19 protein-coding genes and 2 pseudogenes are annotated in these 20,190 nt (G+C 58.8%); 5 read left to right on the top strand and 16 right to left on the bottom strand.

Annotation, left to right across the window (positions count from 1 at the left end; genetic code table 11):
- Positions 1-12: 12 nt before the first annotated feature.
- The gene (locus KUF73_RS31295) at positions 13-381 is read right to left on the bottom strand and encodes a hypothetical protein (RefSeq protein WP_256345386.1); all 369 of its coding nucleotides are present in this window, start codon (positions 379-381) and stop codon (positions 13-15) included.
- Here KUF73_RS31295 and KUF73_RS04050 point away from each other — a divergent pair.
- Positions 283-2,022, top strand: a complete 1,740-nt coding sequence (locus KUF73_RS04050; protein ID WP_256345385.1) for a thiamine pyrophosphate-requiring protein — start codon at positions 283-285, stop codon at positions 2,020-2,022. The genes KUF73_RS31295 and KUF73_RS04050 overlap by 99 nt on opposite strands.
- A 124-nt stretch (positions 2,023-2,146) precedes the next feature.
- Here the strand turns inward: KUF73_RS04050 and KUF73_RS04055 are convergent, their stop codons facing one another.
- The 6 genes from KUF73_RS04055 to KUF73_RS04080 form a co-directional block, all read right to left on the bottom strand.
- Entirely contained in the window at positions 2,147-2,386 is a 240-nt protein-coding gene (locus KUF73_RS04055; RefSeq protein WP_218436847.1) for a hypothetical protein, read from the bottom strand.
- A 153-nt stretch (positions 2,387-2,539) separates the two neighbouring features.
- Positions 2,540-3,727, bottom strand: a complete 1,188-nt coding sequence (locus tag KUF73_RS04060; protein ID WP_218436742.1) for a GGDEF domain-containing protein — start codon at positions 3,725-3,727, stop codon at positions 2,540-2,542.
- Positions 3,728-3,917: 190 nt separating this feature from the next.
- Positions 3,918-5,273 carry a cytosine permease gene (locus KUF73_RS04065; protein WP_218436743.1) on the bottom strand — a complete coding sequence of 452 codons (1,356 nt, stop codon included), beginning with the start codon at positions 5,271-5,273 and terminating at the stop codon, positions 3,918-3,920.
- A 5-nt stretch (positions 5,274-5,278) separates the two neighbouring features.
- Positions 5,279-5,956: an isochorismatase family cysteine hydrolase gene (locus tag KUF73_RS04070; RefSeq protein ID WP_218436744.1), complete on the bottom strand. Its 678-nt coding sequence runs from the start codon at positions 5,954-5,956 to the stop codon at positions 5,279-5,281.
- A gap of 90 nt (positions 5,957-6,046) precedes the next feature.
- Entirely contained in the window at positions 6,047-6,328 is a 282-nt protein-coding gene (locus tag KUF73_RS04075; RefSeq protein WP_218436855.1) for a hypothetical protein, read from the bottom strand.
- 33 nt (positions 6,329-6,361) lie between these two features.
- Entirely contained in the window at positions 6,362-7,405 is a 1,044-nt protein-coding gene (locus KUF73_RS04080; RefSeq protein WP_218436745.1) for an LLM class flavin-dependent oxidoreductase, read from the bottom strand.
- 369 nt (positions 7,406-7,774) lie between these two features.
- On the opposite strand from KUF73_RS04080, the pseudogene KUF73_RS31610 reads away from it, so the two are divergent.
- Both KUF73_RS31610 and KUF73_RS31615 read left to right on the top strand, forming a co-directional pair.
- Positions 7,775-8,707 (top strand): annotated as a pseudogene (locus KUF73_RS31610) (sensor histidine kinase); the annotation flags it as partial.
- A 261-nt stretch (positions 8,708-8,968) separates the two neighbouring features.
- Positions 8,969-9,565 (top strand): annotated as a pseudogene (locus KUF73_RS31615) (methyl-accepting chemotaxis protein); the annotation flags it as partial.
- Positions 9,566-9,654: 89 nt separating this feature from the next.
- On the opposite strand, the gene KUF73_RS04090 reads toward KUF73_RS31615, so the two are convergent.
- A complete protein-coding gene (locus KUF73_RS04090) occupies positions 9,655-10,140 on the bottom strand; it encodes a flavin reductase family protein (RefSeq protein WP_218436747.1) in 486 nt (161 codons plus the stop codon).
- A gap of 321 nt (positions 10,141-10,461) precedes the next feature.
- On the opposite strand from KUF73_RS04090, the gene KUF73_RS04095 reads away from it, so the two are divergent.
- Positions 10,462-11,868: a cytosine permease gene (locus KUF73_RS04095; RefSeq protein ID WP_218436748.1), complete on the top strand. Its 1,407-nt coding sequence runs from the start codon at positions 10,462-10,464 to the stop codon at positions 11,866-11,868.
- Between the two features lie 700 nt (positions 11,869-12,568).
- Here KUF73_RS04095 and KUF73_RS04100 read toward each other — a convergent pair.
- The 5 genes from KUF73_RS04100 to ribBA all read right to left on the bottom strand — a co-directional run bounded on the left by KUF73_RS04100 (position 12,569) and on the right by ribBA (position 17,934).
- Positions 12,569-13,723 carry an ABC transporter ATP-binding protein gene (locus KUF73_RS04100; protein WP_218436749.1) on the bottom strand — a complete coding sequence of 385 codons (1,155 nt, stop codon included), beginning with the start codon at positions 13,721-13,723 and terminating at the stop codon, positions 12,569-12,571.
- Between the two features lie 16 nt (positions 13,724-13,739).
- Positions 13,740-14,549 (bottom strand): ABC transporter permease, encoded by an 810-nt coding sequence (locus KUF73_RS04105; protein ID WP_218436750.1) that lies wholly within the window; start codon positions 14,547-14,549, stop codon positions 13,740-13,742.
- 6 nt (positions 14,550-14,555) lie between these two features.
- On the bottom strand, positions 14,556-15,488 hold the full coding sequence (locus KUF73_RS04110; RefSeq protein ID WP_218436751.1) for an ABC transporter permease: 933 nt from the start codon (positions 15,486-15,488) through the stop codon (positions 14,556-14,558).
- Positions 15,485-16,510, bottom strand: coding sequence for an ABC transporter substrate-binding protein (locus tag KUF73_RS04115; RefSeq protein ID WP_218436752.1), 1,026 nt, complete (start codon positions 16,508-16,510; stop codon positions 15,485-15,487). Before KUF73_RS04115 ends, KUF73_RS04110 begins: the two co-directional genes overlap by 4 nt.
- A gap of 314 nt (positions 16,511-16,824) precedes the next feature.
- Complete coding sequence (gene ribBA / locus KUF73_RS04120; protein WP_218436753.1) at positions 16,825-17,934, bottom strand: bifunctional 3,4-dihydroxy-2-butanone-4-phosphate synthase/GTP cyclohydrolase II; 1,110 nt, start codon at positions 17,932-17,934, stop codon at positions 16,825-16,827.
- A gap of 71 nt (positions 17,935-18,005) precedes the next feature.
- On the opposite strand from ribBA, the gene KUF73_RS04125 reads away from it, so the two are divergent.
- Complete coding sequence (locus KUF73_RS04125) at positions 18,006-18,302, top strand: DUF1330 domain-containing protein (RefSeq protein ID WP_218436754.1); 297 nt, start codon at positions 18,006-18,008, stop codon at positions 18,300-18,302.
- 81 nt (positions 18,303-18,383) lie between these two features.
- Here the strand turns inward: KUF73_RS04125 and KUF73_RS04130 are convergent, their stop codons facing one another.
- The 3 genes from KUF73_RS04130 to KUF73_RS04140 form a co-directional block, all read right to left on the bottom strand.
- Positions 18,384-18,947 carry an NUDIX hydrolase gene (locus KUF73_RS04130; protein WP_218436755.1) on the bottom strand — a complete coding sequence of 188 codons (564 nt, stop codon included), beginning with the start codon at positions 18,945-18,947 and terminating at the stop codon, positions 18,384-18,386.
- Positions 18,948-18,949: 2 nt separating this feature from the next.
- Positions 18,950-19,702 (bottom strand): GntR family transcriptional regulator, encoded by a 753-nt coding sequence (locus KUF73_RS04135; RefSeq protein ID WP_218436756.1) that lies wholly within the window; start codon positions 19,700-19,702, stop codon positions 18,950-18,952.
- Positions 19,703-19,776: 74 nt separating this feature from the next.
- Entirely contained in the window at positions 19,777-20,166 is a 390-nt protein-coding gene (locus KUF73_RS04140) for a carboxymuconolactone decarboxylase family protein (protein WP_218436757.1), read from the bottom strand.
- Positions 20,167-20,190: the final 24 nt, after the last annotated feature.

A 20,190-nucleotide genomic window follows, 5' to 3' on the forward strand; every position in this document is an offset into this window, starting at 1 on the left:
AAGAAATTCTGTTCAAAAAATCGATTGTTTTTTGCAGAAACCAGCCAGAAAGAAATCTCGAATTTTGATGATTTCATCACTTTTTCCGTCGCCTCCAGGGCTGAAGCCGTCGAACAACAAAATCGAAACTTCGACATAAGCCCGATTGTCCAGACCCTTACACCTCAATGCGATGTTGCGGTTGAGCACCGTTGGGAATGCTGGGCGAATAAGTGAAGGACGGGATGCGATATGACAATGACCGTGGGTGATTTCCTGGTTGAGCGACTCAGCCAATGGGGCGTGACGCGAATTTTTGGCTATCCGGGAGACGGCATCAATGGTGTTTTCGGTGCCTTGAGCCGTAGCCGCGACAAGATTGAATTCATTCAGGCCAGGCATGAGGAAATGGCTGCCTTCATGGCCTGTGCCCACGCCAAGTTCACCGGTGAGCTGGGCGTGTGCATCGCCACGTCCGGCCCTGGCGCTTCGCACTTGATCACCGGACTTTACGATGCCCGAATGGACCACATGCCGGTGTTGGCGATAGTGGGACAGCAAGCACGCGCGGCCCTCGGCGGCCACTATCAGCAGGAGCTGGACCTGGTGTCGATGTTCAAGGATGTAGCGGGCGCCTTCGTGCAACAGGCGTCGGTACCCGCACAAGTGCGACATCTGGTCGACCGTGCGGTGCGAACGGCAATCGGTGAACGACGTGTCACGGCACTGATTCTGCCGAACGACCTGCAAGACGTTGAGTACCAGGCGCCGGGCAGGGCGCACGGGACGGTTCATTCCGGTGTCGGCTACAGCAAACCGAAAGTGCTGCCGTATGACACCGACTTGCAGCGAGCGGCCGATGTCCTCAATGCCGGTGAAAAGGTGGCCATTCTGGTTGGCGCCGGCGCATTGGAGGCGACCGATCAGGTCATCGCGGTAGCGGAAAAACTGGGTGCCGGCGTGGCCAAGGCGCTGTTGGGCAAGGCCGTGGTGCCAGACGAATTGCCGTGGGTCACTGGCAGCATCGGCCTGCTGGGCACCGAACCCAGTTATAAGCTGATGACCGAGTGCGACACCTTATTGATGATCGGTTCGGGTTTTCCGTATTCGGAGTTTCTGCCCAAGGAGGGGCAGGCGCGTGGGGTGCAAATCGATTTGCAACCCGACATGCTCAGTTTGCGCTATCCAATGGAAGTCAATCTGGTCGGCGATGCCCGCGAAACACTCGCGGCGCTTGCACCGTTGCTGGAACACAAGACGCAGCGCAAATGGCGCAAAAAAGTCGAGGGCTGGCGCAGTGCCTGGGAGAAAACTCTGCAAAAACGAGCGTTGGTAAAAGCTGACCCGATCAATCCGCAACGGGTGGTGTATGAACTGTCGCCCCGTCTCCCTGAACTTGCCATCATTACCAGCGACTCCGGGTCCTGCGCCAATTGGTACGCACGCGATCTGAAAATTCGCCGGGGCATGAAGTGTTCACTCTCCGGCGGGCTGGCGTCCATGGGCGCTGCCGTGCCTTATGCGATTGCCGCGAAATTCGCTCATCCGCAACGCACCGTGATTGCCTTGGTCGGCGATGGGGCGATGCAGATGAGCAACATGGCTGAACTGATTACCGTCGCCAAATACTGGCGGCAGTGGCAAAGCCCGAAATGGATTTGTGCGGTCTTCAACAACGAAGACCTCAATCAAGTCACTTGGGAGCAGAGGGTGATGGAGGGTGATCCTAAATTCGAAGCTTCGCAGAGCATTCCCGACGTTCCCTATCACCTGTTCGCCCTCTCAATCGGGCTCAAGGGCATTTTCGTTGATCGCGAGGAAGACGTTGCCGATGCCTGGGAGAAGGCTTTGGCATCGGAGGTTCCCGTATTGATCGAATTCAAGACCGACCCCAATGTTCCGCCACTTCCGCCCCACATCAAGCTGGAGCAGGCGAAGAAATTTGCTTCGACCTTGCTCAAAGGGGATCCGAATGAAGCGGGGGTGATCGTGCAAACCGCCAAGCAGGTGCTGGGAGCGGTGCTGCCCCGTGGTTCGAAGTAGGCGCTGCCGCAGGGCTGTGATTTTTTGATCCTTGGCGGTATTGAGTCAGCTAAAGATCAAGATCAAAGGACCGCAGCCTTCGGCAGCTCCTACAGGGGGTGTTGTTTGCAGGTCGGGCATGGACTCAATCGTGAGTCTCGGTGTTTTTGTGGAAACCACGCAGGTTCATGACGAATAGACAGAATTGCAGGACGATCAACGCGTACGCCTGGCTGTGAAAGCCCCAGATTGACCACAGCACATTGCTGACAATGAAACAGCTGAAGCCCAGCACGCGCCGGTGTGGGCGGCGCGAGCCAATCATCCAGGCGGCCAGCACCGTCACGAGCATGGCCGGCCATTGCAGCCAGTTCAGGTAGTCCATCAAGGGCGTTTCCATTGTTTTCTTTTGCTGATGACGCCGCTTGGAAAGATTCGTTCACCTGACAACCACCAGATGCCCTGCAGGAGCGAGCTTGCTCGCGATGGACGCCAACGATAACGCCTGCTTGTTGGATACATTCGTGATGGCTGTTTCTTAATTGACTGGCGTTTTGCGCAGCGGCTCATCGCTCGCAAGCGTCCGATCGACCAGGCGAATACTGTCGCGTCCACTCCGTTTGGATTCGTAGAGCGCGGCATCGCCTTGCTCGATCAATGCCGCCAAACTGGCTGGCGGATGGTCGAACAGATTGGCACCGATACTCAGCGTTACCGGTTCAGGTGTGGTGAATGTCTGTGAGGCAGTCTTGTGAAACTGGTCACGTAGTGCGCTACCCAACGCCACGACGCGCTCACTCGATGCCTCGCGGAGCAAGATGACGAACTCGTCCCCGCCCAGCCGGGCCGCCAGCGCGCCTTCGGGCAGCGCCGAGCGAATCATCTCGCTCAGCGTCACGAGCAGGCGGTCGCCGGCCGTATGGCCGTACAGGTCGTTGACCAGTTTGAAATTATCGATATCGATCAGCAGCAGGGCACCCGGTCGAGCAGTCGAGACCTGTGCAAACAACCGTGGTGCTCGCACTTCGAGTGCGCGGCGGTTGTACATCGCCGTCAACGGGTCGCGTGCGGCCAGCCGTGCTATCTGTTTCTCACGCCGGTAGCGCTCGGTGCCGGTCATCGACAAGGCGATCAGCATGATCGCCATCGCGCCCTCGACCAATGAAATCTGAATGATCTCGCCACGGAAAGCGGCGAGGTCGATCAGTGTGTTCGGCACCACGGCAGTCATCGCCTTGACGACGTAGAAAAGCCCGTGCACCAGCAGCACATAACGCAGCTGAACCGCGCCCACACTCAACGATCTGCCGTGGGGTCGCAGAAGGAAGCTGGCTCTGAGCGTCAGTACGGCGACCAGCAACGAATTGACTAGCAACATGACCTTCGACCATGACGGCTCTTCGGGCAGTAAAAGCATGGCGAGCCAGGCGAGGAAGAGCAGGTACCACGCACGCGACAGGCGCACCTGGGTAAAACGCGCCACGCCCAGCAGGAAAAACCAGTGGGCCGTTACCAGCAGGCCGTTGGCAAACCAGATACCGATCAGCAAAAACCCGCTGCCGCGCAGCAAAGCGAGGGTCGAACCCACCGTGATGGTTGCAAAGCCCGCACTCCAGAACAGTAGCGAGGATTCACGAATGCTGCGCCACTCGACCGCCAGGTACAGCGCGGCGGCCGCTGCGAGGGCAATCGAGAGTGTCAACATCGTTGGAGGGTCGAGTTGCATAACCGTGTTGCCTGTTTGATTGCGGTGTCGGGGCTCGATTGTAAGCGTTTAAGGGGGATTTTCGCAGAGTGCTTAAGGATCGCAATCCTGTGGGAGTGAGCCTGCTCGCGATAGCGGACTTACGTTCAACATCTTTGTTGAAAGGTTTGCCCTCATCGCGAGCAAGCTCGCTCCTACAGGTTGTCGTGTATCAACTGATGGGGATCAGGCTCTGTTTGCCAAGCTTCATCAGCCAGTAGTAACTCAAGGCCGGCACCAGCAACCCGACCAGCCAGGCGAGGTCGACACCGTCCAGCGCCGTGGCCACCGGGCCGACATACAACGTGGTGTTCATGAACGGAACTTCCAGGGCAATGGCGAGCACGAAACTGCCGCAGGCGATCCAGTTGATCCGGCCATATACCCCGTTGAGGTCGAAGATGTCATCGATGCGGTACTGCCCTTTGCGCAGGCAGTAGTAGTCCACCAGATTGATCGCCGTCCACGGGATCAGGAAGTAGCTCATGAAGAAAATGAAGTTGAGGAAGAAGGTGATGAAATCGTCCTGACTGATGGTGCACAGCGCCGTCGCCACCAAACTGATTACCAGCATGAACAGACCGCGCACCCGGGGCGTCACTTTTAGCCGGGCGAAGGGTTCAATCACTGTGATGGTCGACATGAAAGCGCCGTACAGGTTGAAGACGTTAATCGACACCTGGCCGTAAACGATGAAGGCGAACAGCAGGATTGCGCCGCTGCCGAACAACCCGGCCACATGGCCGCCGACGTTGCTCGAAAAGTCGCCGATGCCAACGCTGAGGATCGCCCCGAGTATCATCATCCACGCACCGCCCGTGACCGTGCCGGCGTAGCTGTACCAGAACACTTGAGCCGTTGGCGTTCGGCTCGGCAGGTAGCGCGAATAATCGGCGACATACGGCGCATAGGACAATTGCCAGGTCACGGCAATACTCACCGCCACCAGAAACTTCGACAACGAGAACCCTGTCGGCAGCCATTGCTCGGCCGGGATCGACAGCTGTAGGGCAAACAATGTCGCGGCGGCGAATACCAGCAGCGAAAGGATCGACAGCCACTTCTGCAAGCGGTGAATCAGCCGGTACCCGTACAGCGCGACGACGAAACACAAAGCGCCGATCAGGTAGATGTTGCCGCTGGCCGGCAACGGGCTGACCGACGCCAGCGCCTGGGCGGCGAGCAGGGTGTTGCTGACGAAGAACCCCAGGTAAATCAGCATCACGAACAGCAGCGGCAACACCGCGCCGAGCACGCCGAACTGCGCGCGGCTCTGGATCATCTGCGGGATACCCAGTTTCGGCCCTTGGGCGGAATGGGACGCCATGAAAATCGCCCCCACCATTGAGCCGATGATAATCGCCAGCGCGCTCCAGAACAGGTTGAGCCCCATCACCACCGGCAACACGCCGGAGGCAATTGTGGTGATGTTCATGTTGGCGCCGAACCAGATGTAAAACAGTGAACCCGGCCGACCATGACGTTCGCCTTCGGGGATGAAATCGATGCTTCTTTTTTCGACTTGCATGGCGATTACTCCTGGGTCCGGACGAGGTGAGAGTGCAGGCGGGCGATGGTGCTTTCCAGTTCATGGGGCTGGTGGGCGAACAGGTCCGGCTGATCGGGATTGAGGCTCACGTAGTCGCGGTTCTCCAGCGCTCGCCGGCATTCGGCGCTGGTGAGGAGTTCCAGGGCATACACCCAGTTAGTCATGATCAACAACGCCGAGTAGTGCCCGGCCATCGTGGTTGTGGTGCAGGCATCGCTGACCAGGCGAATGTGATAACCGAGGGCGAAGGCATCGAACACGCTGCTGAGTACGCAGACATCGGTCAATACGCCGCAGATGATCAGCGTGTCGACCTGCAGCGCCTTGAGTCGGGCATCGAGGTCAGTCTGGTGGAAGGCGCTGTAACGGCCCTTGTCGATCACCAGTTCGTCAAAGCGTGGGGTGAGGCTTTCGAGGATTTCCACCTGCCGGGTGCCGGCGCGATAGCTGCTTGGGCCGCCATCGCCCGCGCGAGGTTCGCCGCGTGGCATGTCACTGCCGTCGGCCTGGTTGATATGGCGGGTGTAGAGGACAGGCACCCGCCAATGGCGGGCGGTTTCGAGCAGTGCGGTCGTGTTGGCGACCACCGTGTCGAAGTGTTCGAGGACGAAGCCGTCCTCCTGCTGCATGTCGATGATCAACAGCGCGTTTTTATTGTTCATTGAGCAAACCTGATCAAAGGCGAAACACGATGCACCGTTACACGCCGTGCGATGAGCAGGCGTGGGGTGCGTGATGTTCAGTTCGGGTGCTCAGTGAACTAACTGCCAGAAGCCGTTCTGTTTGGCGGAAACACTGGCGCGCAAGCGCTTGAAATGCAGGTGCGAAGCGGTCCATTCACCGCGCAGGTAAGCCTGCGCAGCGCCGGAGGGAAGGGTGAGTGATTGGAGACGACCATTGAACATGGAAATCAACCCTGTAGGAGCGAGCTTGCTCTCACAGGACAAATGCTGACCTGTAGGAGCGAGCTTGCTCGCGAAGAACGCCCGAACAACGCGGTTATTCAGGCAGAGCACGTTATCGTTGACGACCATCGCGAGCAGGCTCGCTCCCACAGCGCAGAGTATTCAGCGGAACGCTGGCACTACATGTTTGATAAACAGCTCCAGAGACTTTTTCTTCTCGGCGTGCGGCAGGCTGTTGTCGCACCAGAAGCTGAACTCGTCAACGCCCAGTTCCTGGTAGTACTTGATGCGCGGAATGATTTCTTCCGGGGTACCGATCATGGCGGTCTTGTGCAGGCTTTCCAGTTCGAACTCGGGCCGACCGGCGAATTTCTCTTCCGGGCTCGGCGCCAGGAAACCATTGACCGGTACGGCCTTGTTGCCGAACCAGGCATCGAAGGTGCGGTAGAACTTGGCAATCGCCTTGGCCCCGACTTTCCAGCCTTCAGGGTTGTCGACCGAGTGCACGTGAGTGTGACGCAACACCATCAGTTGCGGGCGCGGCACGTCCGGGTTGTTGTCCAGCGCGGTCTGGAATTTGTTCTTCAGGTCGAGGACTTCTTCATCGCCCTTCATCAGCGGCGTGACCATGACGTTACAGCCGTTGGCCACCGCGAAATTGTGCGAATCCGGGTCACGGGCGGCAATCCACATCGGCGGGGTCGGCTGCTGGATCGGCTTTGGCACGCTGGTGGAAGTAGGGAATTTCCAGATGTCGCCGTCATGGGCGTAATCGCCTTGCCACAGGGCGCGCACCACCGGGACCATTTCGCGCAAGGCCTGGCCGCCGCTTGATGCAGGCATGCCGCCGGCCATGCGGTCGAATTCAACCTGGTAAGCACCTCGGGCCAGACCGACTTCCATGCGTCCGTTGCTGATCACGTCCAGCAGCGCGCATTCACCGGCCACCCGCAGCGGGTGCCAGAACGGCGCAATGATGGTGCCGGCGCCCAGGTGAATGGTGGTGGTCTTGGCGGCGAGATAGGCCAGCAGCGGCATCGGGCTTGGCGAGATGGTGTATTCCATCGAGTGGTGTTCACCGATCCACACGGTACTGAAACCGCCGGCCTCGGCCATCAGGGTCAGCTCGCACAAGTCTTCGAACAGCTGACGGTGGCTGACGCTTTCGTCCCAACGTTCCATGTGTACGAACAGGGAAAATTTCATGACGCTTACCTCGGATCTTTTGTTGTCGGCCTGTCGACTGCGGGCCTGTTGCCTGGAATGAGCGTGGGGCTCCCGGGTGTTCTCGCCAGTTTAAAGCGCGTTCCTGAGTACGGCTGTTCGGCTGATTGATTATTGGTATACCATAATACGGAATATCCGCAAAATATTTCTCTCAGACGGTCACACACTCACCTCACAAGGAAGGCGAGCTCGATGAACATAAAACAAAAATTAACCCTGGCATTCGCAGTGATTGCCAGCCTGCCGGTGCTACTGGTGGCAGTCTTGATCATCCTCAATGTGCGCAACGAAGCGCGCGCGACGTTTGTCGATAGCAGCGGGCGGGAGATCCGCCAGGTCGAGAACGCCATGCAGCTGTTTTTCGAAGGCATCAGCCAAAACGTCGCCTATCTGGCTGACCACCCGCAGTTGCAGAACATTGATGCCCAGCTCAAGCGCTACCTGAGCAGTGATGCGGCGCAGGTGACGATGGGGGAACAGGATCAGCAACTGTTTCAACTGTTCGCCGGTCTGGCCAAGAGTCATGCGGCATACGCCTATCTGTCGCTGGGCACGCAAGAGGGCGGTTATGTGTTCTGGCCGGGTGATCCGAAACTCGCGAGTTACGATCCGCGTACCCGTCCCTGGTACAAAACTGCAATGGCCCAACCAGGCAAAACCCTGCGCACCGATGCCTATTACTGGGCGGCAGACGACGTGGTGCTGGTCAGTACCGTGCGCAGCTTCAGCAATCGCCTGGGCAACAATGGCGGTGTGGTGAACATTGACGTGTCGCTCAAGCAACTGACAGATCTGGTCAAGCAGATCAAGCTGGGCGAGAGCGGTTACCTGATGCTGATGGAAGGCAATAACACGGTGCTGGTCGACCCGCATGACCCGGCCCACAACTTCAAGAAGCTTAGCGATCTGGGCAACGGTTATCGTCAGTTGGGCGAGGCTGGCAAAGGGCTGGTCGAGGTCGAGTTGGCAGGTGTGCGCTACATGGCTTTCGTCTGGCCATCCGAGTCGTTGGGTTGGCGCTTTGTTGGCGTGGTCCCGGAAAGTGAAGTCATGGCCGGTGCCACGCGCCTGACCTGGATCATCGCGATCATTGCGCTGGTCTGCGCGGCACTGTTTGCCATGGCCGGCGCCTGGTTTGCCGGGCTGATCGTCAAGCCCATTCGTGGTGTCGCCAGTGGTCTGCAAGGCATTGCGCAGGGCGAGGGTGACCTGACCGCGCGTCTGACTGTGCGCGGCCAGGATGAAACCGCGCAACTGGCGGGCTGGTTCAACCAATTTCTTGAGGCGATCCGCACCTTGATTCAACGCATCGGTCAGGCGTCGGGGCAGATCCACAGCAGCTCTGGCAGTGCCACTGAAGTCTCGGCGGAAATGGCTGAAGTCGCCGCCCGCCAGCGTGAGGCGGTGGACATGGTCTCCACGGCGTTTCACGAAATGGTCGCCACCTCCAATGAAGTGGCGCGCTCTTGCAGTCAGGCCGCCGACTCGGCCGATAACGGTCAGCGCCAGGCTCATACCGGGCAGCAGCAGATCGACGCGGCAGTGACCAATGTCGGACGCTTGAGTGAGGAAATCAGCCATTCCGCCGAAGCGATGCAGCAGCTGGAGCAGGACAGCAATGACATCCAATCGATCCTGGGCACCATCCGCTCGATTGCCGAGCAGACCAACCTGCTGGCGCTGAACGCTGCCATCGAGGCCGCACGCGCGGGTGAGCAGGGGCGTGGTTTTGCGGTGGTGGCCGATGAGGTGCGGGCGCTGGCCAAACGCACGTCGGACTCCACCAGCGAAATCGATGGCTTGCTCGGCAACCTGGCGCGACGTACCCACCAAATGGGCAAGCAAATGCATGCCAGCCTGGAGGTGTCGCAGGAGACGGTGCTGTCGATCAATGAGGCGCGGGAGAGTTTCGGCTTGATCCGTGAGTCGGTGGATGTGATCCGCGACATGAACACGCAGATCGCGACCGCGGCGGAGGAGCAGCATCAGGTGGCCGAGGATATCAATCGGCACATCAGCCAGATCCACGGGGATGCGCAGTTGGTTGCCAGCCTGGCGGATGCCACACGCCAGGATGCGAAGAACCTGACGGCGTTGTCCGAGACGTTGAAGCAGTTGGTCAGTCGATTCCGCACATGAGCACATGATTTGTAGGAGCCAGGCTTGCCAGCGAAAGCGATCTCAAGGACATCTTCGCCGGCAAGCCTGGCTCCTACAGGGCAGCGCGATCAGGCCAGAACGGGCAGGGCACCCATCTTGCCGTGGCAATACACCAGTGGTCCGGCGTTCTGTTGGGGCACTATCAGGTTCTTCACCGCGCCGACCATGATCGCGTGGTCGCCGCCTTCATATTCACGCCACAGCTCGCATTCGATCACTGCCGTGGCATTGGCCAGGATCGGGTTACCCAATTCGCTCAAGGTCCATTCGATGCCCTGTGCCTTGTCTTTGCCCTTGCGCGCGAAGGCATAGGCTTCGCTCTGCTGACCTGCGGAAAGCAGGTGAATGGCAAAGCGTTTGTTCTTGATCAAAACCGGGTAGGAGTCGGAGCTGTAGTTGGGGCAGAACAGCACCAGGGCCGGGTCCATGGACAGTGAACTGAACGCGCTGGCGGTCAGGCCGACGATTTGCCCGTCGTCATCGAGCGTGGTGATAACGGTTACGCCGGACGGGAACGAGCCCATGACTTGTTTGTAGATGGCGGCATCGATCATTGGACTGTCCTCGGGAATGGAACGTGTTTTTATGAGTTTGTAGGTCTGATGGTATACCGTAATACATCGTTTGCAAGGGCTTTTTCTGCGACCCGATAAACGCACACCTTTGGTCTTGAAGTCAGCAAATACGGGGCTTTCAGCTAGGCAGAAGGTGCCGTTATGCCGCAGGATTGCGGATCAGGTGGGCATACAAGACCGGATCAGTCTTGTGAAAATGTTGGAATACCATAATATGGTTCGCATCTGAGGGGTTGCCAGAGAGCACCCCCGGTTTGGCTTCATACAAAGATAAGAACAGACAAACTCGAGTTCATGCATATGTCCCAGATGTCCCGGCAAGACCCGTTGATCGAGAATCACACGGTCGACTACGTTCCCCTCGCAGAGCGCCACGGGAAGGCCCGCGATCTTTTCACCTTATGGTTCAGTACCAACATTGCGCCGCTGCCGATCGTTACCGGCGCGATGTTGGTTCAGGTGTTCCATCTCGACCTGTTCTGGGGGCTGCTGGCGATTGCGCTCGGGCACATGGTTGGCGGGTTGGTGATTGCCCTCGCGTCGGCCCAGGGCCCGCGCATGGGAATTCCGCAAATGGTCCAGAGCCGTGGTCAGTTCGGTCGCTATGGCGCGCTGTTGATCGTGTTTTTCGCGGCGCTGATCTACGTCGGCTTTTTCATCTCCAACATCGTTCTGGCGGGCAAGTCGATTGTCGGCATTGCGCCTTCGGTGCCGGTGCCAGCGAGCATCCTGATCGGTGCCCTTAGCGCCACCGCCATCGGGGTGATCGGTTACCGCTTTATCCATGCGCTCAATCGAATCGGTACGTGGGTCATGGGCAGTGCCTTGCTCGCCGGTTTTCTCTACATCTTTGCCCATGACCTGCCGGCGGACTTCTTCACCCGTGGTGGGTTCAACCTGTCCGGTTGGCTGGCCACTGTGTCGTTGGGGATCATCTGGCAGATCAGTTTCTCGCCCTACGTGTCGGACTACTCGCGCTACCTGCCGGCGGATATCGGCATTACCCGGCCGTTCTTCGCGACCTATCTGGGCGCAACCCTGGGCACGATCCTGTCATTCACTTTCGGCGCGGTAGCCGTTTTGGCAACCCCTGAAGGCACCGAAGCCATGGCAGCGGTCAAGCAGTCCACCGGTTGGCTGGGACCGATTCTGATGGTGCTGTTTCTGCTCAATATCATCAGTCACAACGCCTTGAATCTGTATGGTGCGGTGCTGTCGATCATCACCTCGATCCAGACCTTTGCCAGTCAGTGGACGCCGAGCATCAAGGTGCGCGTGGTGTTATCGAGCGTGGTGCTGGCGGGTTGCTGCGTCGTGGCGCTGGGCGCTTCGGCCAACTTCATTTCGCAGTTCATCGGGCTGATTCTGGCACTGCTGTTGGTGCTGGTGCCGTGGGCTTCGATCAACCTGATCGATTTCTATGTGATCAAGCGTGGTCATTACGACATTGCTTCGATCTTTCGGGCGGATGGCGGGATTTATGGGCGGTTTAATCTGCATGCGATCGTGGCGTATTTCATCGGGATTCTTGTGCAGATGCCGTTTGCCAATACCTCGTTGTATGTCGGGCCTTATGCCAATCTGGTTGAGGGTGCGGACCTGTCGTGGCTGGTAGGGCTGGTGGTGACGTGTCCACTTTATTACTGCCTGGCGACGCGCGGTCAGGCTCGATTGAGCAAGGCTTCGCGGTTGGGGTATGCCGACTGATTTGAGGCTGGCGTTGTTTGTCTGGAATGCCCGGCTTTTGCCGGGCATTGTTGTTTTTGAGGTAGAGCTGGGAATGTTTGCCTTGCACATACAAGCGAGCTTTCTCGCGAAGGCTTGTGTCAGGCGACGTATTTTTTGAAGGGGTACATAGGCAAGAAGATCAAGATCAAAAGATCGCAGCCTTCGGCAGCTCCTACATGGATTTTTGCACGGGCCCATGTAGGAGCCTGCCGAAGGCTGCGATCTTTTGATCTTGCTGTTGCTATGCCTTGGCTTTTTCGGCAGCTCCTACATGGATTTTTGCACGGGCCCATGTAGGAGCCTGCCGAAGGCTGCGATCTTTTGATCTTGCTGTTGCTATGCCTTGGCTTTGTCGGCAGCTCCTACATGGATTTTTGCACGGGCCCATGTAGGAGCCTGCCGAAGGCTGCGATCTTTTGATCTTGCTGTTGCTATGCCTTGGCTTTGTCGGCAGCTGGTACATGGATTTTTGCACGGGCCCATGTAGGAGCCTGCCGAAGGCTGCGATCTTTTGATCTTGCCGTTGCTGTGCCTTGGCTTTTTCAGTCACTCCACTCCCACAATGTCCGTGATCACTCACACAAATGAGGAGCAAAAAAAAGGGCCACCGCAACCCGACGTTGCGGCGACCCGAGGGTGACACTTAACGATCAGTCCACTGGAATGGGCCTCTAAAAAATCAATGCGCCCCAGCAGCCTTGTTCAAATCGCTCTCCGCCCATTCGGTATAAACACAGGCATCTGCAGTAGCCCAGCGAACCTGCACCGGATCACCCGCCTTCAGCGGCATACCGGCCGCAGACAACGCCTTGACCGTCATCGACGTCCCGCCCGAAGTCACCACGCTGCAAGTCTGGCTTTCACCCAGGAACAACACCTCCACTACCTTGGCCGAGACTTCGTTCCAGCCCGCAGCCAGCGGTTGTTCCACGGCCTGTTGAACACTCAGGGCCACAGCCTTTTCCGGCCGTACCATCAGCAGCACATCCTGATTGGTTTGCAGGCCGGCGGTCAGGCGAATCGACAACGACTGCCCTTCAAACGTAGCCACCGCATTGCCCTGGGCCTTCAGCTTGAGGAAATTCGAGTTACCGAGGAACGACGCGACAAAGGCATTCGGCGGGTTCTGATACAGGTCATAGCCACTGCCCAGGCCAACAATCTTGCCGTGGCTGAAGATCGCAATGCGCTGGGACAGGCGCATGGCTTCTTCCTGATCGTGGGTCACGTAGACAATGGTGATGCCCAGGCGCCGATGCAGTTGACGCAGTTCGTCCTGCAAATCTTCACGCAGTTTTTTGTCCAGTGCGCCGAGCGGTTCGTCCATCAGCAGAATGCGTGGCTCGTAGACCAACGCCCGTGCGATGGCAACACGCTGTTGCTGGCCGCCGGAGAGTTGCGAAGGGCGGCGATGGGCGAATTGTTCGAGTTGCACCAGTTTGAGCATCGCATCGACCCGGCGCTCGCGTTCGGCGGTAGCCAGTTTGCGAATCGCCAAGGGGAAGGCGATGTTGTCGCGCACCGACAGATGCGGGAACAGCGAGTAACGCTGGAACACCATGCCGATGTCGCGTTTGTGCGGCGGCACGTTGACCAGCGACTGACCGTTGACCAGGATCTCGCCGCTGCTCGGGGTTTCGAAGCCGGCGAGCATCGACAGGGTGGTGCTTTTTCCGGAGCCGCTGGAGCCGAGGAACGTGAGGAATTCACCGTCCTTGATGTCCAGCGAGATGTTGTCCACGGCGGCAAAGTCGCCGTAGTACTTGTTCAGGTTGCGCAGGCTTACCAGTGGTTGGTCATTTTGCTGCGCGGAATCTTTGATCACTGCACTCATGTCGTACTCCTGGCGCTCAAGCGCTGATTTCGTTGCGCCGGCGCAGCGCGGCGGCGATCACCATGACCAATACCGAGAGGCCGATCAGCAGCGTCGAAGCGACGGCGATCACAGGCGTCAGGTCCTGGCGCAGGGTGGTCCACATTTTCACGGGAAGGGTTTGCAGGGTCGGGCTGGCCATCATCACGCTCAGTACCACCTCATCCCACGAGACAAGGAAAGCGAAGAGGGCGCCGGCCACCATGCCCGGACGAATCGCTGGAAAAGTCACCTTGAACACCGCCTGCAGGCGCGAGGCCCCGCAGATCACCGCCGCATCCTCAATCGACTGGTCGAACAGCTTCAGTGAGTTGATGATCGAGATGATGGTGAATGGCAGCGCAACGATGACGTGGCTGACCACGAACGCGAACATCGTCCCGGTGTAGCCCAGTTTGAGAAACAGCGCGTACACCGCTACGGCAATGATCACCAGCGGCACGATCATCGGCAGGGTGAACAGGCCGTAGAGCATCTCCCGGCCGGGAAAGCGGCCACGTACCAGGGCGAAAGCAGTCGGCAGGCCCAGCGCCACGGCGAAGAACGTGGTCAGCACCGCGACCTTGAGGCTGGCCATGGCCGCGTTCATCCAGTCGGCGTTGGAGAAAAACTGCACGTACCATTTCAGCGTCCAGCCCGGTGGCGGGAACACCAGCCATTGCGACGATCCGAACGACAGCAGCACGATGAACACAATCGGCAGCAGCAGAAACAGCCCGATCAATCCGGTGGTTGTGTAAAGGCCAAAGCGCATCCGGCGGCTCATGGCATTGGGGGTCAGGAGCATGACGGCTTACCTCGCGTTGCTGGCGCCAACCGGGGATTCCGGCTGAAGCTTCAGGTAGAAGTAGAACAGCACCAGCGTAATCACGATCAGCAACGCGGCACCGGCGCTGGCCAGGCCCCAGTTGAGGAACGACTGCACCTGCTGAATGATGAATTCGGGCAGCATCATGTTCTGCGCGCCGCCCAGCAGGGCCGGGGTGACGTAGTAACCGAGGGACATCACGAACACCATCAAGCCACCGGAAAACAGCCCCGGCCGGCACAGCGGCAGGAACACCCGGAAGAAGTTAGTCCACGGGCTGGCACCGCAGATCGAACCGGCCTGCAGGATCATCGGGTCGATCGCCTGCATGGTCGCCTGCAACGGCAGCACAATGAACGGGATCATGATGTAGCTCATGCCGATCACCACGCCGGTCAGGTTGTGCACCATCTCCAGCGGTTGATCGATGATGCCCATCGCCATCAGTGCCTTGTTGATCACCCCCGAGGCTTGCAGCAGCACCAGCCATGAATAAGTGCGCGCCAGGAGGCTGGTCCACATCGACAACAGCACGATGCTGAGAATCCAGCGACCCCAGCCACGCGGCACCAGGGTGATCGCCCAAGCCAATGGAAAGCCCAGTAGCAGGCTGAATATCGTCACCAGGCCCGCCACTGAAAAGGTGTTAAGCAAGACACGTGCATACGCCGAGTTGGCGAACAACTGCTCGTAGTTGCCCAGGCCCGGCACGGGTTCAAGCACGCCGCGCAACAGCAGGCCAATCAACGGCGCCAGAAAGAACAGGCCGAGGAACAACAGGGCGGGGATCAGGTTGCTCGATCCGCGCCAGCGTTGCGCCAGGGTCGGTGATTGGGTCATCGCAGCCGCCTTGCCGGCAGCGCCAGTGGCGCCCCCGACTGGCGTGGATGGGCGAGACGCGGTTGCCATCATTTTCATTTGACCAGCCATTCGTTCCACCGTGTCGCGATGGCCGGACCGTTCTTGGCCCAGTACGCGAAATCAAGAGTGATCTGATCCTTAGCGTAAGCAGTCGGCAAATTAGGGGCGAGCACCGAGTCCAGGCGCGCCACGCTGTCGACGTTGACCGGGGCGTAGGCGGTCAGGTTGGAGAAGTCGGCCTGTCCTTTGGCGCTGCTGGCGTTGGCCAGGAACTTCATCGCCGCGTCCTTGTTTTTCGAGCCCTTTGGAATGACCAGGATGTCGGCCATGACCAGGTTCTGTTTCCAGCTTACGCCGACGGGAGCGCCGTCTTCTTGCAGCGCGTGAATCCGGCCGTTCCAGAACTGACCCATGCTCACTTCGCCAGAGGCCAGCAACTGTTGCGATTGCGCGCCGCCGCCCCACCAGACGATGTCTTTCTTGATGGTGTCGAGTTTCTTGAAGGCGCGATCCAGGTCCAGCGGATAGAGCTTGTCGGCGGCTACGCCATCGGCCAGCAACGCCAGTTCCAGCACGCCAGGGCTTGGCCATTTGTAGAGCGCGCGTTTGCCGGGGTAGGTCTTGGTGTCGAACAGTGCCGACCAGTCCTGTGGCTTGGCGGCGCCTAGCTTGCCTTCGTTATAGCCGAGGACGAAGGAGAAGAAGAACGAGCCGACGCCGTGATCGGAGACGAAGCGCGGGTCGATCTTGTCGCGCTCAATCACTTTGAAATCGAGGGGTTCTAGCAGACCTTCGGAGGCGGCGCGCAAGGCGAAATCGGCTTCTACGTCGACCACGTCCCACTGCACGTTGCCGCTTTCGACCATGGCCTTGAGTTTGCCGTAGTCGGTAGGGCCATCCTGGACCACGGTGATGCCGCTGGCCTTGCTGAACGGGTCGGCCCAGGCCTGCTTCTGCGCATCCTGAGTGCTACCGCCCCAACTAACGAAGTTGACGCTTTCGGCCGCCATCAACGCCTGGCTGGTCACACTCAGCAGTCCCGCAAAAAGAACCGCGGTTGCACGTTTGTTCAACACCATTTTCACGCCCTCATTGTTGTGTTTATGAGCGGGGCTTTCAGTGCCCGCCTATCGGGAGCAACAGGTCCATCGAGTCGCTGTGACTGTCCGGTCTATGGAATATCATATTATGGTATTCCAAACATTGTGCAAGCACTTTGCCTTACCGGCTATCTGCCGAAAACGAATATTTTGCTGCTCAAGGGAGCATGACAGTGACGAGGGAGCTTGCTCCCGCTGGGTCGCGGAGCGGCCCTAAAAAGGGCTGCTACGCAGCCCAACGGGAGCAAGCTCCCTCGCCACAGGCAAGCCCCGAATTTGAAGGAGGCTCAAGATCATCCTGTGAATGGAATACTTTCCACCACCTCCAGGTCGTACCCGGTCAACCCCGCGTATTTCAGCGGCGGACCCAAATGCCGCAACTTGCCAACGCCAAGGTTTTGCAGGATCTGCGCACCGGTGCCGACTTCCGAATAGATCCGCGATTGCGAACGGCTGAACTGCCGTGGCGGCTGGGTCAATTGCGGTACCCGCTCAAGCAGCGCCTGAGAAGATTCGTGATTGGCCAGCACCACAACCACGCCGCGTCCTTCTTCGGCCACTCGTTGCAACGCTGCCCACAATGTCCAATTGGACGGACCGCTGTATTCGGCGCCAACCAGATCGCGCAACGGGTCGATCACATGCACGCGCACCAGCGTCGCTTCTTCGCGGCGCAATTCGCCCATGACCATTGCCATGTGGACACCGCCTTCGATGCGATCCTCAAAGGTGATCAGACGAAAGGTGCCATGCACGGTCGGCAGTTCACGTTCGCCGATGCGCACCACGGTATGTTCCGTGCTCAGTCGATAGTGAATCAGGTCGGCGATGGTGCCGATCTTGATTCCGTGCCTGCGCGCAAACACTTCCAGGTCCGGGCGACGGGCCATGGTGCCGTCATCATTCATGACTTCGACGATCACCGAGGCCGGGGTGAAACCGGCCAGGCGTGCCAGGTCGCAACCGGCCTCGGTATGGCCGGCGCGGGTCAGCACGCCGCCTTCGCGGGCACGCAAGGGGAAGATGTGGCCGGGTTGCACGATGTCGGCGGGGCCAGCATCAGGGGCGACGGCGGCTGCCACGGTGCGGGCCCGGTCGGCGGCGGAGATACCGGTGGTCACGCCGATGGCCGCTTCGATCGACACAGTGAACGCGGTACTGAATACACTGCCATTACTCGGCACCATTTGCTCAAGGCCCAGGCGCTGGCAGTGGTCATCGGTCAAAGTCAGGCAGATCAACCCACGCGCTTCCCGGGCCATGAAGCTGATGTCCTGGGCCGTGCAGCGGTCGGCGGCCAGCAACAGGTCGCCTTCGTTTTCCCGGTCTTCGTCGTCAACCAGGAGCACCATCTTGCCTTGGCGGTAGTCTTCGATAATTTCTTCGATGCTGTTGAAGGCCATGTAAGGAGTCTCGGTGTTTGATGGATTTATATTGTGGTATACCATAATACAAAATAAGCAAAGAGGTCACTATGAAGGCGTACTGGATTGCACACGTGGACATCACCGACCCCGATCAATACAGCCAATACACCCAGCGGGCGCCGAAGGCGTTTGCTCAATACGGCGGGCGGATTCTGGCGCGTGGCGGGCGCACCGAAGCACTGGAAGGGCGCGTGACACCGCAACGCAGCGTGGTGATTGAATTCGATTCCTACGAACAGGCGCTGGCCTGTTATCGGTCAGATCTTTATCAGGAGGCGAGGGGGCATCGAGAAGGCGTGGCCCGGGCCGAGGTGATCATCGTCGAAGGCGTGGCACCGGTCTGACAAACGTTCCTACAACGTTCTACAGACGGACGAATGTAGGCGCAGCCTTCGGCAGCTCCTACATGAATTGTGTTGGGGCCGTCAGCGGATGAAGTGAATCTTGCCCCTATCATCGTTGCCGATGTAGATGCCGTAGACCCCGGCCTGGCGTTCCTCGATGTAGCGTTCGAGGATTTGCCGGATTGCCGGGTAATAGATGCTGTCCCAGGGAATGTCCTCGGGTGCGAAGAACTTGTAGTCGAGGGTTTCCGGGCCGAACTGCCCGGTGATCTCCAGCGCAATGGCTCGGAAGATGATGTACACCTCGCTGATCTTCGGCACGCTGAAGATCGAGTAGGGCGAGAGAATTTCCGCGCGTACGCCGCTTTCTTCCCAGACTTCGCGCAACGCTGCCTGCTCGGTGGTTTCGCCAGCTTCCATGAAACCTGCCGGCAGCGTCCAGGTGCCGGGACGTGGCGGGATTGCGCGTTGGCACAACAGGTACTTGCCGTCCTGCTCGATGATGCAGCCGGCAATGATTTTCGGATTGATGTAGTGGATGTAGCCGCAGCCGCGGCACATCAGGCGCTCGTGCGTATCGCCCGGCGGCAGCTGTGACTTGAGATCATTGCTGCCACACTTTGGACAAAAGCTCGGGCTGAACATGATCAACGTCCTATGCGTGGTTCTTTCAGTGCGATGGGCTGGGTGATCTCGGGGATTGTTCCGGTCTCTTCCTGCTTGCGCTTGAGGTAATCGAGGGCAACGGCGGCGGCAGCGCGGACGTGGTCGACGCAAGCCTGGTGAGCGGCCAGGGGATCACCGCTCTTGATCGCCTCGACCATGCGTTCCATTTCCTGGTTACTGGCACCGCGACGGTTTTCCTGGGACACCGAAGTCGCACGCAAGTAGCTGATGCGCGCCTGCAACTGGCGCAATTGGGTGGCGGCGACATGGTTGCCGGAGCCTATGAGCAATACGTCGTAGAAGCCTTGCACGGAGTCGATGACTTGTTGCAGTTCGCCTTCTTTCAAGGCTTGGCGGTTTTCTTCCAGCGCTTTTTCCAGGGCCTTGATGTCCTTGGCCTTGGCACGCAAGGTGAACAGCTGGACGATCAGGCCTTCGAGCACGCACCGCAGTTCATAGATATCGACGGCATCGGCCAGGGTGATAATCGCCACCCGTGGGCCCTTGGCGTCGGCGAATTCCACCAGGCCTTCGGATTCCAGATGGCGCAACGCTTCGCGCACGGAGGTACGGCTGACGCCCAGGCGATCGCATAGATCGCGTTCCACCAGACGGTCGCCCGGCATCAGTTGGAAATTCATGATGGCGCTTCGCAGTTTATCCAGCACGATTTCGCGCAGGGTAACGGGGTTGCGATTGACCTTGAAGCTGTCGTCGAGTGGCAGGCGTTTCATGGGGTCCGCTCTTAATGTGGCTGTCCATGCAGAACGGGCATCGTGCGTGCCCGTTGAGATCAAACAGCCGAGGGTTAACTGGAGGCCTCGGCATCGGCTTCGGCGAAGGCTTCACGGGCAAGCCGGAAACTGTCCACGGCAGCGGGAACACCGCAATATATGCCGACCTGAAGCAGAATTTCGCGTATTTGCTCACGACTCAGGCCGTTACGCAAGGCACCGCGTACATGCAGCTTGAGTTCGTGCGGCCGGTTGAGGGCCGAGATCATCGCCAGGTTGATCATGCTGCGCTCTTTGAGCGACAAGCCCTCGCGGCCCCAGACGTGACCCCAGCAATATTCGGTGACCATTTCCTGCAGGGGGCGGGTGAATTCGTCGGCGTTTTCCATCGAGCGATTCACATAGGCTTCGCCCAGTACTTGGGTGCGGATCTTCAAGCCTTTTTCGTATTTCTCATTGCTCATCATCTTCCTCTCACTCACCGAAAC

Origin of the sequence: Pseudomonas sp. PD9R, assembly GCF_019200975.1 — a bacterium.
GTDB lineage: Bacteria > Pseudomonadota > Gammaproteobacteria > Pseudomonadales > Pseudomonadaceae > Aquipseudomonas.

What these genes read in the sequence shown, in the direction of transcription:
- KUF73_RS04125 (WP_218436754.1), top strand. Translation starts at nt 18,006, where the DNA reads ATGAAGGCGTACTGGATTGCACACGTGGACATCACCGACCCCGATCAA.
- KUF73_RS31295 (WP_256345386.1), bottom strand. Translation starts at nt 381, where the DNA reads ATGCCTGGCCTGAATGAATTCAATCTTGTCGCGGCTACGGCTCAAGGC.
- KUF73_RS04090 (WP_218436747.1), bottom strand. Translation starts at nt 10,140, where the DNA reads ATGATCGATGCCGCCATCTACAAACAAGTCATGGGCTCGTTCCCGTCC.
- KUF73_RS04115 (WP_218436752.1), bottom strand. Translation starts at nt 16,510, where the DNA reads ATGGTGTTGAACAAACGTGCAACCGCGGTTCTTTTTGCGGGACTGCTG.
- KUF73_RS04075 (WP_218436855.1), bottom strand. Translation starts at nt 6,328, where the DNA reads ATGGTCGTCAACGATAACGTGCTCTGCCTGAATAACCGCGTTGTTCGG.
- KUF73_RS04110 (WP_218436751.1), bottom strand. Translation starts at nt 15,488, where the DNA reads ATGAAAATGATGGCAACCGCGTCTCGCCCATCCACGCCAGTCGGGGGC.
- KUF73_RS04080 (WP_218436745.1), bottom strand. Translation starts at nt 7,405, where the DNA reads ATGAAATTTTCCCTGTTCGTACACATGGAACGTTGGGACGAAAGCGTC.
- KUF73_RS04070 (WP_218436744.1), bottom strand. Translation starts at nt 5,956, where the DNA reads ATGAACAATAAAAACGCGCTGTTGATCATCGACATGCAGCAGGAGGAC.
- KUF73_RS04130 (WP_218436755.1), bottom strand. Translation starts at nt 18,947, where the DNA reads ATGTTCAGCCCGAGCTTTTGTCCAAAGTGTGGCAGCAATGATCTCAAG.
- KUF73_RS04135 (WP_218436756.1), bottom strand. Translation starts at nt 19,702, where the DNA reads ATGAAACGCCTGCCACTCGACGACAGCTTCAAGGTCAATCGCAACCCC.
- ribBA (WP_218436753.1), bottom strand. Translation starts at nt 17,934, where the DNA reads ATGGCCTTCAACAGCATCGAAGAAATTATCGAAGACTACCGCCAAGGC.
- KUF73_RS04095 (WP_218436748.1), top strand. Translation starts at nt 10,462, where the DNA reads ATGTCCCAGATGTCCCGGCAAGACCCGTTGATCGAGAATCACACGGTC.
- KUF73_RS04055 (WP_218436847.1), bottom strand. Translation starts at nt 2,386, where the DNA reads ATGGACTACCTGAACTGGCTGCAATGGCCGGCCATGCTCGTGACGGTG.
- KUF73_RS04060 (WP_218436742.1), bottom strand. Translation starts at nt 3,727, where the DNA reads ATGCAACTCGACCCTCCAACGATGTTGACACTCTCGATTGCCCTCGCA.
- KUF73_RS04105 (WP_218436750.1), bottom strand. Translation starts at nt 14,549, where the DNA reads ATGCTCCTGACCCCCAATGCCATGAGCCGCCGGATGCGCTTTGGCCTT.
- KUF73_RS04140 (WP_218436757.1), bottom strand. Translation starts at nt 20,166, where the DNA reads ATGAGCAATGAGAAATACGAAAAAGGCTTGAAGATCCGCACCCAAGTA.
- KUF73_RS04100 (WP_218436749.1), bottom strand. Translation starts at nt 13,723, where the DNA reads ATGAGTGCAGTGATCAAAGATTCCGCGCAGCAAAATGACCAACCACTG.
- KUF73_RS04065 (WP_218436743.1), bottom strand. Translation starts at nt 5,273, where the DNA reads ATGCAAGTCGAAAAAAGAAGCATCGATTTCATCCCCGAAGGCGAACGT.